Raw genomic sequence first — 14981 nt, 5'->3', positions numbered from 1 at the left:
GTCTGTCATGAGGTGGCTCGTCACGGGCGGCGGCGGCATGCTGGCCGCCGACGTGCTCGAACGGGCGGCGCGGACCGGCGATCCGGTGCTCGCGCTCGGCCGTTCCGAGCTCGACCTGTGCGACCGGCGCTCCGTCCGCGACTTCGTCACCGCCTACCGGCCCGGAGTGGTGGTCAACTGCGCCGCCTGGACCGCCGTGGACGACGCCGAGACCCACGAGGCCGAGGCGCTGGAGATCAACGGGCACGCGGTGGGCTGGCTGGCGGAGAGCTGCGCGCGGGCCGGGGCGCGGCTCGTGCACGTGTCCACCGACTACGTCTTCGACGGAACCGCGCCGGCGCCATACCCGGAGGACGCGCCGACCGCGCCGGTGAACGCGTACGGCAGGACCAAGCTCGCCGGTGAGCGGGCGGCGCTGGAGCACGGGCACCACGTGGTGCGCAGCGCCTGGCTGTACGGCGCGGCCGGCCCCAACTTCGTGCGCACCATGATCAGGCTGGCGGCCGAGCGCGACACCGTGGACGTGGTCGACGACCAGCGCGGCCAGCCGACGTGGACCGCCGACCTGGCCGACTACCTGGTACGGCTGGCGCAGTCCGAGCTGCTGCCGGGCGTCTACCACGGCACCAGCTCCGGGGAGACGACATGGTGCGGCCTGGCCAAGGAGATCTTCACGCTGCTCGGCCTGGACCCGGAGCGGGTGCGCCCGGTGAGCTCGGCGGGCTTCCCCCGGCCGGCCCGGCGTCCGGCCAACAGCGTGCTCGCGCACACCAGGGGAGAGCCGATCCGGGACTGGGACCAGGCGCTGCGCGCGGCCTGGCCGGCGCTGACGCACGGGCGCCGGTGCGGCGTCGCGTAGGCGGCGCGGTGCTGTGGCTCATGGTGGCGGGCCTGGCGGGGTGGGCGGGGCTGCGGCTGTCCGGGTGGGAGCCGAAGTTCCTGTGGTCGCAGCTCGTGTCGTTCACGCCGTACGCGGCGGCGCTCTCGGTGGTGCCGCTGGGCTTCGCGTTCCACCTGCGCTCCTGGCCGCTGATCGCCGCCGCGCTCGCCGTGACGTGCGCGTTCGCGGTGGCCGTCGTGCCGCGCGCGGTGCCCGAGGGCAACCCGCCGGCCGCCGGGCCGGTGCTGCGGGTGATGGCGGTCAACCTGCTGCACTCCTCCGTGCTGCCGCCGGTGCTGGTGGAGACGGTCCAGCGCGAGCGGCCGGACGTGCTGAACCTGCTGGAGTTCACCGGCCTGATGCGGGAGCGGGTGGAGGAGCTGGGGCTGGCGCGGCTGCTGCCGTACCGGATCGTGCTGCCGGGGGAGGACTCGTCGGGGGCGGCGATCTACTCGCGTTACCCGCTGCGGGCGGCGGACCTGCCGATCGCGGCGCCGCCCTTCGAGGAGAGCCCGCGCCACCTGCCCGCCGTCGTCACGCTGCCGGGCGGGCGGGAGGCCGAGATCGTCGCGGTGCACGCGTGCGCGCCCTCGGAGGGCTGGCGGACGGCGTGCTGGGCGTCCAGCATCCGGGCGCTGCCGCCCGCCGCGGCGCCCTTGCGGATCCTGGCCGGGGACTTCAACTCCACCCTCGACCACGCGGTGCTGCGCGACCTGATCGCCACAGGCTACCGGGACGCAGCCGACGTCACCGGGAAGGGGCTCTCCATGACGTGGCCCTACTACGAGCAGCCGCGGCTGTTCCCGAAGGTGGCCATCGACCACGTGCTGGCCGACCGGCGGATCGCGATCCGGAGCTTCCAGACCCTGCGGGTGCCGAGGACCGACCACCGGGCGACGCTCACCGAGCTGGTCCTTCCTTGATGTGACGTTTCCGGAGCTGAGACCGATATGTCATGGACACCCAGGGGGACGGATGACGAGGTTGCCGGAGAGGAAGACGGTGTTCGGCACCGTGCTGGACGCCCTCACCATGAGCCAGGTGATCGACCGTTGCGTGGCGGCCGTCGCGGCGGACGGCAGGCTGACCATCGGCGTGGTGAACGCCGCCAAGGTCGTCAACATGCGCGCGGACGCCGCCCTGCGCCAGTCGGTGCTGGACAGCGACCTCGTGCTGGCCGACGGGCAGTCGGTGGTCTGGGCCGCGCGGGTGCTCGGCCACCGCCTCCCCGAGCGGGTGGCGGGCATCGACCTGTTCACCGAGCTGATGGCCGAGGGCGCCCGGCGCGGCTACCGGGCCTACTTCCTCGGCGCGACCGCCGAGGTGCTGGCCGGGGTGCTGGACGAGGTGCGCGCCCGCTACCCGGGCCTGGCCGTCGCCGGCTCCCGCGACGGCTACTTCGCGCCGGAGGAGTCGGGCGAGGTCGCCGCCGAGATCGCCGCCTCGCGGGCCGACCTGCTGTTCCTGGGCATCACCTCGCCGAAGAAGGAGATCTTCATCCGCGAGTGGGGGGAGCGCACCGGCGCGCGGATCATCCACGGCGTGGGCGGCTCGTTCGACGTGCTGGCCGGGCGCACCCGGAGGGCGCCGCTGCGCTGGCAGCGATTAGGGCTGGAATGGCTCTACCGCATGCTTCAGGAGCCGTTGCGGCTCGGGCCGCGCTACGTGCGCACCAACGGCAGATTCCTGCTCCTGGTGATCAGGGAGTGGGCCGGTGTCAGACGCAGGATCGAGGAGACGACGTGACGGATCACCGGATCGCTCTGCTGAGCTCCGGCCACCAGGACTTCGTGCGGGACATGCTGGACCTGTCGGTACGCGGCCTGCCCCCCGGATACCGCGACGGCGGCTTCGTCTTCACCCGCCGGGGCCGGCAGCAGGCCGACGGCACCTGGACGGCCGTGCCGGAGGGGCGCAGCATCCGCTACTCCGCGATCGTCGCGCTCGGCGTGGCCACCATGGAGGAGTCCCGGCAGCGGGCGGCGCTGGCCGGTGACGACGTCCTCGATCTGGTGGGGAACCTGGTCAAGCGGCTCCCCGAGGTGACCGGCGCCGGTGACGCCGCGCTGATCTGCTGGGCGGCGGCCGAGAGCGGGCACGCCGACCTCGACCAGGCCCTGAGCCGTCTCGCCGAGCTGGACGCGGGCGAGCAGATCTACACCGTCGAGGCGGCGTGGGTGCTGGCCGCCCTGGTCGCGGCCGGGGTGCGCGACGGCCGCGCCGAACGGGCCCGCGAACGGCTGCTCGGCGGGCTGGCCGGCAACCGGCTCTACCCGCACGCGCTCGGCCGGGGCCCGCTGGTGCCCCGCTACCGCGCCCACGTGGGGTGCTTCGCCGACCAGGTCTACCCGCTCCAGGCGCTGGCCAGGCTGCACGCGGCCACCGGCGACGCCGAGGCGCTGCGGGCCGCCGAGCAGGTGGCCGCGGGCATCTGCCGGGCCCAGGGGCCGCGGGGCGAGTGGTGGTGGCACTACGACGCCCGTACCGGCTCGGTGGTCGAGGGGTTCCCCGTCTACAGCGTCCACCAGCTCTCCATGGGGCCGATGGCGCTGCTGGACCTGGCCGACGCGGGTGGCACGGCGTACGTGGCGGAGATCTCCAAGGGGCTCGACTGGATGATCGAGCGGCCCTCGTTCGTGCTCGACGATCTGGCGCTGACCTGGCGCAAGGAGGCCAGGGACGACCCCCGCAAGCTGGTGCGCGGGCTGCGGGCGATGGCGACGGGCGTGCACAGGGGGTCGCGGCTCGGCGTGCTGGACCGGGTCTACCCGCCGGTCGCCGTGGACCGGGAGTGCCGGCCGTACGAGCTGGGGTGGCTGCTGTACGCGTGGCTGGCCAGTTGCGGACAAAGCGCGTGACTTGGCCCTGAATCGGTGCGATAGATCGATTCAGGGCTCGGGGGATATTTCCGTTTCAAGGGGGTTCCCGTGTTACGGCGGCTTCGCCATGCGCTCCTTTCCGTCCTGCTGATCACGACCGGGCTGGCCATCGTCGCGCCACCGCCCGCGCAGGCACTGCCGAGCAGCTTCCAGAGACAGGTGGTCTTCAGCGGGCTGACCAATCCGACCAACATCGAGTTCGCCTCCGACGGCCGGGTGTTCGTCGCCGAGAAGAGCGGCCTGATCAAGGTCTTCGACTCCCTCACCGACAGCACACCGGCGATCTACGCCGACCTGCGCACGCAGGTGCACAACTTCTGGGACCGCGGGCTCCTCGGCCTGGCCCTGCACCCGGACTTCCCGGCCGACCCGCGCATCTACGTGCTGTACTCCTACGACGCGGTGCCCGGCGGCAGCGCGCCGCGCTGGGGCACCGCGGGCGCGAGCGCCGACCCGTGCCCGACCCCGCCCGGCGCGACGGGTGACGGCTGCCTGATCACCGGGCGGTTGTCCGTGCTGACGCCCTCGGGCGGCTCGGTGGCCGAGACCCCGCTGATCACCGACTGGTGCCAGCAGCACCCCAGCCACTCCGTCGGCGACCTGGCGTTCGGCCCCGACGGCATGCTCTACGCCAGCGGCGGCGACGGCGCCAGCTTCAACTTCGCCGACTACGGCCAGGACAACCTGACCAGCTCCGACGTCACCCCGGACAACCCGTGCGGTGACCCGCCCTCGCCCGTCGGCACCGCGCTCAGCCCGCCGGCCGCCGAGGGCGGCGCGCTGCGCTCGCAGGACCTGCGCACCGGCGGCGACCCGGCGGGCCTCAACGGCAGCATCATCAGGATCGACCCCGACACCGGCGCCGCCGCCCCCGGCAACCCGAACGCGGGGAGCAGCGACCCCAACGCGGCCCGGATCATCGCCTACGGCCAGCGCAACCCGTTCCGCATCACCGTACGGCCCGGCACGAACGAGATCTGGGCCGGCGAGGTCGGCTGGAACACCTACGAGGAGATCAACCGCATCACCTCTCCGACCGGCCCGGTCAGCAACTTCGGCTGGCCCTGCTACGAGGGCCCGGCCCGGCAGGGCGGCTACGACAACCTGAACCTGACCCTCTGCGAGAACCTGTACGCGGCGGGCCCGGCGGCGGTGACGCAGCCGTACTTCGCCTGGAACCACGCCTCCAAGCCCGCGCCGAACGACCCGTGCCCGTCAGGCGGATCGTCCTCCAGCGGCGTCGCGTTCTACGAGGGCGGCTCCTACCCGGCCGCCTACGACGGCGCGCTGTTCTTCTCCGACTTCAGCAGGTCGTGCGTCTGGGTCATGACCAAGGGCGCGAACGGCCTGCCCGACCCGGCGACGGTGACCACGTTCGACTCCGGCATGCCCGCCGTGGAGGTGCAGACCGGCCCCGGCGGCGACCTGTTCGCGGTCGACTACACCAACGGGCAGATCATCCGATACCTGTACAACAACATCCCGCCGACCGCCGTCATCGGCGCCAGCGCGACCTCGGGCAACGCGCCGCTCACGGTGAACTTCACCTCCGCCGGATCCGCCGACGCCGACGGCGACCCGCTCACCTTCCGCTGGGACCTGGACGGCGACGGCGACTACGACGACTCCACCTCGGCCACGCCGTCCCACACCTACGCGCAACCCGGCTCCTACGTGGTGAAGCTCCGGGCCGACGACGGGCGAGGCGGCCAGGGGACCGCGACCGTCACGATCAACGTGAACAACACGGCCCCCACGGCGACGATCAACTCCCCGTCGCCCTCGCTGACGTGGGCCGTCGGTGACACGATCACGTTCTCCGGCACCGGCACCGACGCCCAGGACGGCACGATCCCCGGCTCGCGGATGCAGTGGAAGCTGATCATGCATCACTGCCCCGGCACCTGCCACGAGCACGAGATCACCACCTTCACCGGCACCGGTGGCTCCTTCGCGCCGCCGGACCACGAATACCCGTCGCACCTGGAACTCCGGTTGACCGTGACCGACGCGCACGGCCTGACCGACACCAAGAGCGTGCTGCTGCAGCCGAAGACGGTGAACCTGACCTTCCAGACCGTGCCCGCCGGGTTGCAACTCGGCTTCAACAGCGAGCAGACCGTCGCCCCCTTCACCAGGACGGTGATCGTCGGCTCCCACAACTCGGTCTCCGCGCCCTCGCCGCAGAGCTCCGGCGGCTCCAGTTACACGCTCACCTCCTGGTCCGACGGCGGCGCGGCCACGCACAACGTCACGGCGCCGGCCGGCGCGGCGACCTACACCGCGACCTACCAGCAGTCCCAGGTGCCGGACGGCCTGGTGGCGGCGTACGGCATGGACGCGGGCGCCGGCACGGCGGTCGCCGACGCCTCGGGCAAGGGCAACAACGGCACGGCCGCGAACACGGCGTGGTCCCTGACCGGCAAGTACGGCCAGGCGTTGTCGTTCGACGGCACGTCGAGCTGGGTGACGGTGGCCGATTCGAGTTCGTTGCGTCTGACGAACGGGATGACGTTGGAGGCGTGGGTGCGTCCGTCGAGTGTGACGGGGTGGCGGACGGTGTTGATGAAGGAGTTCGGGGCTGATCTGGCGTACGCGATCATGGGGAGCGGCGGCAGCGGCCCGGCGGCGTTCGTCTACACGTCCTCGGGGGCGAATGCTCCGGCGGCGGGCAATCTGCCGTTGAACACCTGGAGTCATGTGGCGGCGACGTACGACGGTTCGACGTTGCGGATGTTCGTCAACGGCACGCAGGTAGCGGCCAACCCGACGGTCGGCAACCTGCGCACCGGGACGAGCCCGTTGCGGATCGGCGGGAACAGCGGTTCGGGCGAGTACTTCAGCGGTCTGATCGACGAGGTGCGGGTCTACAACAAGGCGCTCACCGCCGCTCAGATCACCACCGACATGAACACCCCCGTCGGGCAGCAGGGACCGCCCGACACGCAGCCGCCCACCGCGCCCGGCTCGCTGGCCGCGACCGGCGGTCAGGGCAGCGCCCAGCTCACCTGGACGGCCTCGACCGACAACGTGGCCGTCACCGGGTACACCGTTCACCGGTCGGCGACCGCCGGGTTCACGCCGTCCGGGGCCAACCAGGTGGGCTCGACCGCGAGCACGTCGTTCATGGACTCGGGGGTCGCGGCGGGCACGTATTACTACCGCGTCGTGGCCTTCGACGGCTCCAGCAACACAGGGCCGCCGTCCGACGAGGCGTCGGCGGTGGTCACCCCGCCGCCCACGGTCAGCGGGCTGGTGGCGGCGTACGGCATGAACGCGGGCACCGGGACGGTCGTCGCCGACGCCTCCGGCAACGGCAACAACGGCACCCTCACCGCGGCGACCTGGACGGCCGGCAAGTACGGCCAGGCGTTGTCGTTCGACGGCACGTCGAGCTGGGTGACGGTGGCCGATTCGAGTTCGTTGCGTCTGACGAACGGGATGACGTTGGAGGCGTGGGTGCGTCCGTCGAGTGTGACGGGGTGGCGGACGGTGTTGATGAAGGAGTTCGGGGCTGATCTGGCGTACGCGATCATGGGGAGTGGCGGCAGCGGCCCGGCGGCGTTCGTCTACACGTCCTCGGGGGCGAATGCACCGGCGGCGGGCAATCTGCCGTTGAACACCTGGAGTCATGTGGCGGCGACGTACGACGGTTCGACGTTGCGGATGTTCGTCAACGGCACGCAGGTGGCGGCCAACCCGACGGTCGGCAACCTGCGCACCGGGACGAGCCCGTTGCGGATCGGCGGGAACAGCGGTTCGGGCGAGTACTTCAGCGGTCTGATCGACGAGGTGCGGGTCTACAACAAGGCGCTCACCGCCGCTCAGATCACCACCGACATGAACACGCCGGTCAGTTAGCCCCGGCTGCTCTCGTCGCGCAGCCAGGTGGTGTAGTCGCCCGCGCGGATCGCGCGGGCGGCCCGCCGCCTGGCCAGCACGGCCATCGCGGCGAAGACCACGGCCGCGCCCGCCAGGCGCGGCTCCTTCGCCACGATGGCCGCCAGGTCGCGCGGCCCGGTGCGCTCGCCGGCGGTGGCCGAGGTCCGTTCCAGCTCGGTGACGCTGGTCATCGCCCGGACCCGGCGGCGCAGCAGGTCGGCGACCGTGCGCGGCGGATGGATCACCGCGCGGGCCGTGCCGACGATCACGCGTTCGTCGGGTGCGAACGCCAGAGACGCGGTCAGGTCGTCGGCCATCACGGGCGGCAGCGCGCGCAGGCGCTCGTTGCCCACGCCGTTCACCGCGATCACGCCCCGGGCGAACAGTCCGGCGCGGACGTGCGGCAGCCGCGTCCAGATGGCGTAGTAGGCGCGCACCGGCCACGGGCTGCCGGCCAGCCTCAGGTCCCGCTCCGGCCCGGCGGCGAGCGGCCCGTCCGGCGCGCTCAGCACGGCCGCCAGGGCGCGGGCGGAGGCGGTGCTGAGCTCGACGTCGGCGTCGACGTACAGGCGGGGGTAGCCGCGGGCCGCCTGGTCGCCCATGCGCAGCGCCGCGCTCTTGGACGGGACGGGCGTGGTCAGCACCCGCACGTCGTACGGACGCGCCACGTCGGCCGTGCCGTCGGTGCAGCCGTTGGCCACGACCACCACGTCGAACTCGCCGGGCGCCGCCTCGCCGAGCAGGCCGTCCAGCAGGCGGCCGAGCACCTTGGCCTCGTTGTGGGCCGGGATCACGACGCTCACCACGACGGGAGGATCCCCGCGTCGCGGGCCTGCTTGAGCGTGGGGGCGGCGGCGTCCTTCGCCGACAGGACCGGCTCCACGTCGATCGGCCACTCGATGGCCAGGTCGGGGTCGAGCGGGTGGATGCCGTGCTCGTGCGCCGGGTCGTACGGGGAGGAGCAGAGGTAGACGACCGTGGCCGACTCGCTGAGGGCCATGAAGCCATGGCCCAACCCCTCGGTCAGGAAGATGCCCTGGCGCGAGACGTCGTCCAGCCGCACCGCCTCCCACCGCCCGTACGTCGGCGAGCCCACCCGGACGTCCACGACGACGTCCAGGGCCTCGCCCGCCAGGCACATGACGTATTTGGCCTGGCCGGGCGGCACGTCGGCGAAGTGGATGCCGCGCAGCACGCCGCGGCTGGAGACCGAGCAGTTGACCTGGGCCAGCTCGATCGAGCGCCCCGTCGCCTCCCGAAGGTCGGCGGCGCGGAAGCTTTCCAGGAAAACGCCCCGGGGATCGCTGTGGATGCGGGGGGTGTAGAGCAATGCTCCATCGATGCTCAGGCGTTTCATGAAGACACTTGTAACACTCATTGCCGCCCACCCGAAGTATGGCTGTGGGTTTCCAAAGGGGGAAATCTTGTCATTTCTGGGTGGGGCCCTTTGTTGATGACATCGTGCCGGTTGTGCGGCTCGACGGACCTGGTCGGCGTGGTGGATCTCGGGGCGACACCGCCCTGTGAGCTCTTCCTCACGACGGAACAACTCGATCAGCCGGAGCTCACCTATCCTCTTCATCTGCGGGTATGCACGGGCTGCTGGCTGGCCCAGATCCCGCCGTTGATCACGCCGGAAGAGACATTCACCGAATACGCTTACTTTGCGTCATTCTCTGCTTCCTGGGTGGAGCACGCGCGGCGGTTCGTCGACTCCGCGGTGGAACGGTTGAAGCCGTCGTTCGTGGTCGAGGTGGCCAGCAACGACGGCTACCTGCTGCAGCACGTGGTCGAACGCGGCATCCGGTGCCTCGGCATCGAGCCGTCGGCCAACGTGGGCCAGGCGGCCAAGGACAAGGGCGTGCCGACGCTCACGGCGTTCCTGACGCCGGAGACGGGCGCGTCGGTGCGGGCCGGGAACGGTCCCGCCGACCTGGTGGTGGCCAACAACGTCTACGCGCACATCCCCGACGTCATCGGCTTCACCAAGGGGCTGCGTGCCCTGGTGGCCGACGACGGCTGGGTCTCGATCGAGGTCCAGCACCTGCTCACGCTCGTGGAGCTGAACCAGTACGACACGATCTACCACGAGCACTTCCAGTACTACACGGTGGCCTCCGCGCAGCGGGCGCTGGCGAGCGGCGGGCTGACCCTGGTCGACGTCGAGCTGGTGCCCACCCATGGCGGGTCGATCCGGTTGTGGGCGCGCCCCTCGGGGAGCCCGTCGGACCGGGTGCTCGACGTGCTCGCCAGGGAGAAGGCCGCCGGGCTGCACGACCTCTCCGGTTACGCGGGGTTCGCGGAGCGGGTCGCCCGCGTCCGCCGTGACCTGTTGCGATTCCTGATCACCGCCGCCGAGGAGGGCAAGACGGTCGCCGGGTACGGCGCACCGGGCAAGGGCAACACGCTGCTCAACCACTGTGGGATCAGGCCGGACCTGCTGGCCTACACGGTGGATCGCAATCCGTACAAACACGGCAGGTTCACGCCGGGCACCAGGATCCCGATCGCTCCGCCGGAGCGCATCGCCCAGGACCGCCCGGACTATGTGCTGGTCCTGCCGTGGAACCTGCGCGAAGAGCTCACGGCTCAGCTCTCCTATGTGCACGAATGGGGAGGCCGGCTGGTCTTCCCGATCCCACACCTGGAGGTCGTGTGAAGGTTGTACTGTTCTGCGGAGGATTCGGCACCCGGATGCGGACCGGTGTGCCGGGCGAGGTGCCCAAGCCGATGGCGCTCGTCGGTCCGCGACCGCTGCTCTGGCACGTGATGCGCTACTACGCCCACTTCGGACACAAGGAGTTCATCCTGTGCCTGGGGTACGGCGCCCACCACATCAAGGACTTCTTCCTCCGCTACCAGGAGGCCACGTCCAACGACTTCGTGCTGCGCGACGGCAAGGTCGAGCTGCTGTCGAGCGACATCTCCGACTGGTCCATCTCGTTCGTGCAGACCGGGACGAACTCCCCGATCGGCGAACGGTTACGCCGGGTCCGCAGCCATCTGGGCGATGACGAGATGTTCCTCGCCAACTACGCCGACGTGCTCACCGACGCGCCGCTGCCCGAGATCATCGACCGGTTCACCGGCTCCGGGGCGGCCGCCTCGATGATGGTGGTGCCGCCGTCCCAGACCTTCCACTGCGTGGACGTCGGCGAGAACGGGCTGGTCGCCGGCATCTCACCGGTCAGCGAGATGCCGGTGTGGGTCAACGGCGGCTACTTCGTGCTGACCCAGGAGGTCTTCGAGCACATCCCGGAGAACGGCGACCTGGTCGCCGACGGCTGTGCCGAGCTGGCCAAACGCGGACGCCTGCTGGCCTACCCGCACCGCGGCTACTGGCGGCCCACCGACACCGTCAACCAGCGCATGGAGCTGGACGAGGCGTACTCGCGCGGTGTGCGTCCGTGGGCTCTGTGGGAACGGTCCCGGTGATCGGACTGCGTCCCGGAGGCGTGACCTCCGTCGTGGCGCTCGCCGCGCACTGCGACGACCTGGCGATCGGAGCCGGCGGCAGCCTGCTGACGATCTGCGCCGCCCGTCCCGGCCTGCGCGTGGACGCGCTGGTGCTGTCCGGCGGCGGGACCGAGCGGGAGGAGGAGGAACGCGCCGCGCTGGCCGACTTCTGCCCCGGCGCGGACCTGCGGGTGAGCGTGCTCAAGCTGCCCGACGGCTACCTGCCGGCCCGCTGGGAGGAGGCCAAGGCCGCGGTGGAGGAGCTGCGCGCCCGTACCGAGCCCGGCCTGATCCTCGCGCCCTGGCGCGGCGACGCCCACCAGGACCACCGGGGGCTGGCCGAGCTGGTGCCCACCGCCTTCCGCGACCACCTGACGCTCGGCTACGAGATCGTCAAATGGGACGGCGACCTGGCCGCGCCCGCCCTCTACCAGCCGCTCACCGCGGAGGTGGCCGAGCGCAAGGTGGACCTGCTCCAGCGCCACTACGCCTCCCAGCGGCACCGCCCCTGGTACGACCGAGAGGCGTTCCTGGGGCTGGCCCGCATCCGGGGCATCGAGTGCCACGCGCGGTACGCCGAGGCGTTCCACGTATCCAAGCTGACCGTCGATCTGGAGAACTGATGCGGGTACTTCTCACCGGCCACCAGGGCTACCTGGGCAGCGTGATGGCCCCCGTCCTGGCCGAGGCCGGGCACCAGGTCGTCGGCCTGGACTCCGGCCTGTTCGCCGACTGCGTGCTCGGGCCCGAGCCGGAGCCGGTCGAGGCGCACGCCGTGGACCTGCGCGACGCCGGTCCCGAGCACGTCGCCGGGTTCGACGCGGTGATCCACCTGGCCGCGCTGTCCAACGACCCGCTCGGCGCGCTCGCGCCCGACCTGACCTACGACATCAACCACCACGCCTCCGTACGGCTGGCCAGGCTGGCCAAGGAGGCGGGCGTGCGCCGCTTCCTGTACGCCTCCACCTGCTCGGTCTACGGCGCCTCCGGCGGCGCGGACCTGCTGGACGAGGACGCCCCGCTGCGCCCGGTCACGCCGTACGCCGAGTCGAAGGTGCGGGTCGAGGACGACCTGACCGCGCTGGCCGACGACGACTTCACCCCGGTGTTCCTGCGCAACGCCACCGCCTTCGGGTTCTCGCCCAGGCTGCGCGCCGACATCGTGCTGAACAACCTGGTGGGCCACGCCCACCTGACCGGCGAGGTCCGGGTGCTGTCCGACGGCACGCCCTGGCGTCCGCTGGTGCACGCCAGGGACATCGCCGACGCGTTCGCCGCCGCCCTGACCGCGCCGCGCGAGGCCGTGCACGCCACGGCCTTCAACGTGGGCACCGAGGTCAACAACGTGACCGTGGCCGAGATCGCGGCCGAGGTGGTCGCGGCCGTGCCCGGCTCGACGCTGACCATCACCGGCGAGACGGGCGCCGACCCGCGCTCCTACCGCGTCGACTTCTCCCGGATCAGGTCCGCCCTCGGGTACGAGGCCCGCTGGACGGTCAAGGCGGGCGCCGTCGAGCTCATCGACGCCTACCGCGAGCACGGCCTGACCCGGCACGACTTCGACCGCCGCTTCACCAGGCTGGCCCGGCTCGCCGACCGGCGGGAGTCCGGCACCGTCGACGACACCCTGCGGCCATGACCGGCCCCGAGATGCACGACCTGGTACGGCGGCTCTACCCGCTGTGCCGCAGCATCACCGGCGACGGCCTTCGCCGCACCCTGGAGATCATCGACGGGTCGCTCCCGCTGGAGGTCACCGAGGTGCCGACGGGCACGAAGGTCCTCGACTGGACGATCCCCCGCGAATGGAACATCCGCGACGCCTACCTCCAGGACGCCGCCGGGAACCGCGTCGTCGACTTCCGGCGGAGCAACCTGCACGTCGTGGGCTACAGCGTGCCGGTCGAGGCCACCATGTCGCTGGAGGAGCTGCGCGGGCGCCTGCACACGCTGCCCGGCCAGCCGGACCTGGTCCCGTACCGGACCAGCTACTACGCCGAGACCTGGGGCTTCTGCCTGAGCCAGAACACCCTGGACGGGCTGGCGGACGGCCCGTACGAGGTCAGGATCGACTCCACGCTCGCCGACGGCCACCTGACCTACGGCGAGCACGTGATCCGGGGCCGCAGCTCGGAGGAGGTGCTGATCTCCTGCCACGTCTGCCATCCCTCGCTGGCCAACGACAACCTGGCCGGGGTGGCGGTCGCGGTGGCCTTGGCCCGGAGACTGGTCGACCCCTGGTACACCTACCGGTTCGTCTTCGCGCCCGGCACCATCGGCGCGATCACCTGGCTGGCCCGGAACCGCGAGCGCACCGACCGGATCAGGCACGGCCTCACCCTGGCCTGCGCCGGGGACGCCGGGACGATCACCTACAAGCGCAGCAGGCGCGGCGACGCCGAGATCGACCAGGTCTTCGCGTACGTGCTCAAGGACCGGCCGCACACCCTCCTGGACTTCTCGCCCTACGGCTACGACGAGCGGCAGTACTGCTCGCCGGGGTTCGACCTGCCCGTGGGCTCGCTGACCAGGACGCCCTACGGGAGCTACCCGGAGTACCACACCTCGGCCGACAATCCCGACTTCGTGCGGCCCGAGGCGATGGAGGACACCCTGGAGACGTTGTGGAGCGCCGTACGGGTCCTGGAGGGCAACCGCCGCTACCAGAACCTCAGCCCGTACGGCGAGCCCCAGCTCGGAGCGCGCGGCCTGTACGGCTCGCTGGGCGGCCGCAGTGACACGAAACAGGCCCAGATGGCGATGTTGTGGGTGCTGAACCTCTCGGACGGGCTGCACAGCCTGCTCGACATCGCGGAACGGTCGCACCTGCCGTTCCAGGCATTGGCGGACGCGGCGAACGCCCTGCAGAACGCGGGCCTGCTGAAGGAGTGGGTGGATTGAGTCTGGCGCTGAAAGTCGGCGACGTGGTCGAGGTTCTCAGTGCTGAAGAGATCCTGGCGACCCTTGATGAGCGCGGAGAGCTGGACAGCCTTCCGTTCATGCCGGAGATGCTGCGGTTCTGCGGGCAACGGCTCACCGTCCACAAGGTGGCCAACAAGCTCTGCGACACGATGACCAGGACCGGGATGCGGAAGATGGAGGACGCCGTCCACCTGACCGGATCCCGCTGCGACGGCTCGGCCCATGGCGGCTGCCAGACGGCCTGCCTGCTCTACTGGAAGACCGCCTGGGTCAGGAAGGTCGACGGGCCGCCCACGGCCGGCGAGCGGGTCCGCCCCGAGCGGCCGCTGCTGCCGATCCTGGAGGTCAACACCCGGCGGGAGCCGGCGCCCGATGGCGAGGAGCGCTTCCGCTGCCAGGCGACGGAGCTGCTGCGCGCCGCCCCCGAGCTGCTGCCCTTTCGCGACCTCGGGCAGTACGTCACGGACATACGCGTGGGGAACTCCGGGCTCTGGGCCACCATGCGCGCGCTCTTCTTCGGCCTGTTCAACCGCTACCAGCGGCTGTCCAGGAGGTTCCCCCGCGCCCTCCGCATCAGGAACGGCCTGGCCTGGGGCTTCGTGCAGGCGGGCCCGCACACCGGCGCCACCCCGACGGGCACGATCGACCTCCAGCCGGGCGAGCTGGTGCGGATCAAGTCGAAGGACGAGATCATCGCCACGCTCTCCACGAAGGGCTTCAACCGGGGCCTCGGCTTCGAGGAGGACATGGCGCGCTCGTGCGGCCGGGTGGCCCGGGTGACGGCCCGCGTCGAGCGCTGCATCGAGGAGTCGACCGGCCGGATGCTGGAGATGAAAAGCCCCTGCATCACGCTCGACGACATCATCTGCGAAGGCATGTACAAGTCCAACTGCCCCCGCGCGTTCATCCCGTTCTGGCGGGAGATCTGGCTGGAGCGGATCGGCGAGCCGAGTTAGGAAAGG

Annotated in this window: 13 protein-coding genes; 11 read left to right on the top strand and 2 right to left on the bottom strand. The window is 71.3% G+C overall.

Annotation, left to right across the window (positions count from 1 at the left end):
- The first annotated feature begins 7 nt into the window (after positions 1 to 7).
- From rfbD to AB0J97_RS40530, 5 genes are all read left to right on the top strand, one after another.
- Positions 8 to 859, top strand: coding sequence for a dTDP-4-dehydrorhamnose reductase (gene rfbD, locus AB0J97_RS40550; RefSeq protein WP_364099345.1), 852 nt, complete (start codon positions 8 to 10; stop codon positions 857 to 859).
- Positions 844 to 1803 carry an endonuclease/exonuclease/phosphatase family protein gene (locus AB0J97_RS40545; protein WP_364099342.1) on the top strand — a complete coding sequence of 320 codons (960 nt, stop codon included), beginning with the start codon at positions 844 to 846 and terminating at the stop codon, positions 1801 to 1803. The genes rfbD and AB0J97_RS40545 overlap by 16 nt, the downstream gene beginning before the upstream one ends.
- A gap of 52 nt (positions 1804 to 1855) precedes the next feature.
- The gene (locus tag AB0J97_RS40540; protein ID WP_357692311.1) at positions 1856 to 2626 is read left to right on the top strand and encodes a WecB/TagA/CpsF family glycosyltransferase; all 771 of its coding nucleotides are present in this window, start codon (positions 1856 to 1858) and stop codon (positions 2624 to 2626) included.
- Positions 2623 to 3738, top strand: coding sequence for a hypothetical protein (locus tag AB0J97_RS40535; RefSeq protein WP_364099338.1), 1116 nt, complete (start codon positions 2623 to 2625; stop codon positions 3736 to 3738). The genes AB0J97_RS40540 and AB0J97_RS40535 overlap by 4 nt, the downstream gene beginning before the upstream one ends.
- A gap of 69 nt (positions 3739 to 3807) precedes the next feature.
- Entirely contained in the window at positions 3808 to 7620 is a 3813-nt protein-coding gene (locus tag AB0J97_RS40530) for a LamG-like jellyroll fold domain-containing protein (RefSeq protein ID WP_364099335.1), read from the top strand.
- On the opposite strand, the gene AB0J97_RS40525 is transcribed toward AB0J97_RS40530, so the two are convergent.
- Together AB0J97_RS40525 and rfbC are read right to left on the bottom strand one after the other, a co-directional pair.
- Positions 7617 to 8447: a glycosyltransferase gene (locus tag AB0J97_RS40525; protein WP_357692305.1), complete on the bottom strand. Its 831-nt coding sequence runs from the start codon at positions 8445 to 8447 to the stop codon at positions 7617 to 7619. The two genes, AB0J97_RS40530 and AB0J97_RS40525, sit on opposite strands and share 4 nt — an antisense overlap.
- Entirely contained in the window at positions 8441 to 8998 is a 558-nt protein-coding gene (gene rfbC, locus AB0J97_RS40520; protein ID WP_357692303.1) for a dTDP-4-dehydrorhamnose 3,5-epimerase, read from the bottom strand. Before rfbC ends, AB0J97_RS40525 begins: the two co-directional genes overlap by 7 nt.
- 96 nt (positions 8999 to 9094) lie before the next feature.
- On the opposite strand from rfbC, the gene AB0J97_RS40515 reads away from it, so the two are divergent.
- The 6 genes from AB0J97_RS40515 to AB0J97_RS40490 are packed head-to-tail and all read left to right on the top strand — an operon-like array spanning position 9095 to position 14975.
- On the top strand, positions 9095 to 10300 hold the full coding sequence (locus tag AB0J97_RS40515; RefSeq protein ID WP_364099409.1) for a class I SAM-dependent methyltransferase: 1206 nt from the start codon (positions 9095 to 9097) through the stop codon (positions 10298 to 10300).
- On the top strand, positions 10297 to 11076 hold the full coding sequence (locus AB0J97_RS40510) for a sugar phosphate nucleotidyltransferase (RefSeq protein ID WP_357692301.1): 780 nt from the start codon (positions 10297 to 10299) through the stop codon (positions 11074 to 11076). Before AB0J97_RS40515 ends, AB0J97_RS40510 begins: the two co-directional genes overlap by 4 nt.
- On the top strand, positions 11073 to 11720 hold the full coding sequence (locus tag AB0J97_RS40505) for a PIG-L family deacetylase (RefSeq protein ID WP_357692299.1): 648 nt from the start codon (positions 11073 to 11075) through the stop codon (positions 11718 to 11720). Before AB0J97_RS40510 ends, AB0J97_RS40505 begins: the two co-directional genes overlap by 4 nt.
- On the top strand, positions 11720 to 12736 hold the full coding sequence (locus AB0J97_RS40500; RefSeq protein ID WP_357692297.1) for an SDR family oxidoreductase: 1017 nt from the start codon (positions 11720 to 11722) through the stop codon (positions 12734 to 12736). Before AB0J97_RS40505 ends, AB0J97_RS40500 begins: the two co-directional genes overlap by 1 nt.
- On the top strand, positions 12733 to 13998 hold the full coding sequence (locus AB0J97_RS40495; protein ID WP_364099328.1) for a DUF4910 domain-containing protein: 1266 nt from the start codon (positions 12733 to 12735) through the stop codon (positions 13996 to 13998). The genes AB0J97_RS40500 and AB0J97_RS40495 overlap by 4 nt, the downstream gene beginning before the upstream one ends.
- Positions 13995 to 14975, top strand: a complete 981-nt coding sequence (locus AB0J97_RS40490) for a hypothetical protein (RefSeq protein WP_364099325.1) — start codon at positions 13995 to 13997, stop codon at positions 14973 to 14975. Before AB0J97_RS40495 ends, AB0J97_RS40490 begins: the two co-directional genes overlap by 4 nt.
- Positions 14976 to 14981 lie beyond the last annotated feature (6 nt).

The organism is Nonomuraea sp. NPDC049607 (assembly GCF_040675375.1).
Taxonomy (GTDB): Bacteria; Actinomycetota; Actinomycetes; order Streptosporangiales; family Streptosporangiaceae; genus Nonomuraea.
The sequence above is the reverse complement of the archived record's forward strand: the minus strand, read 5'-3'. Positions and strand labels throughout refer to the sequence as shown.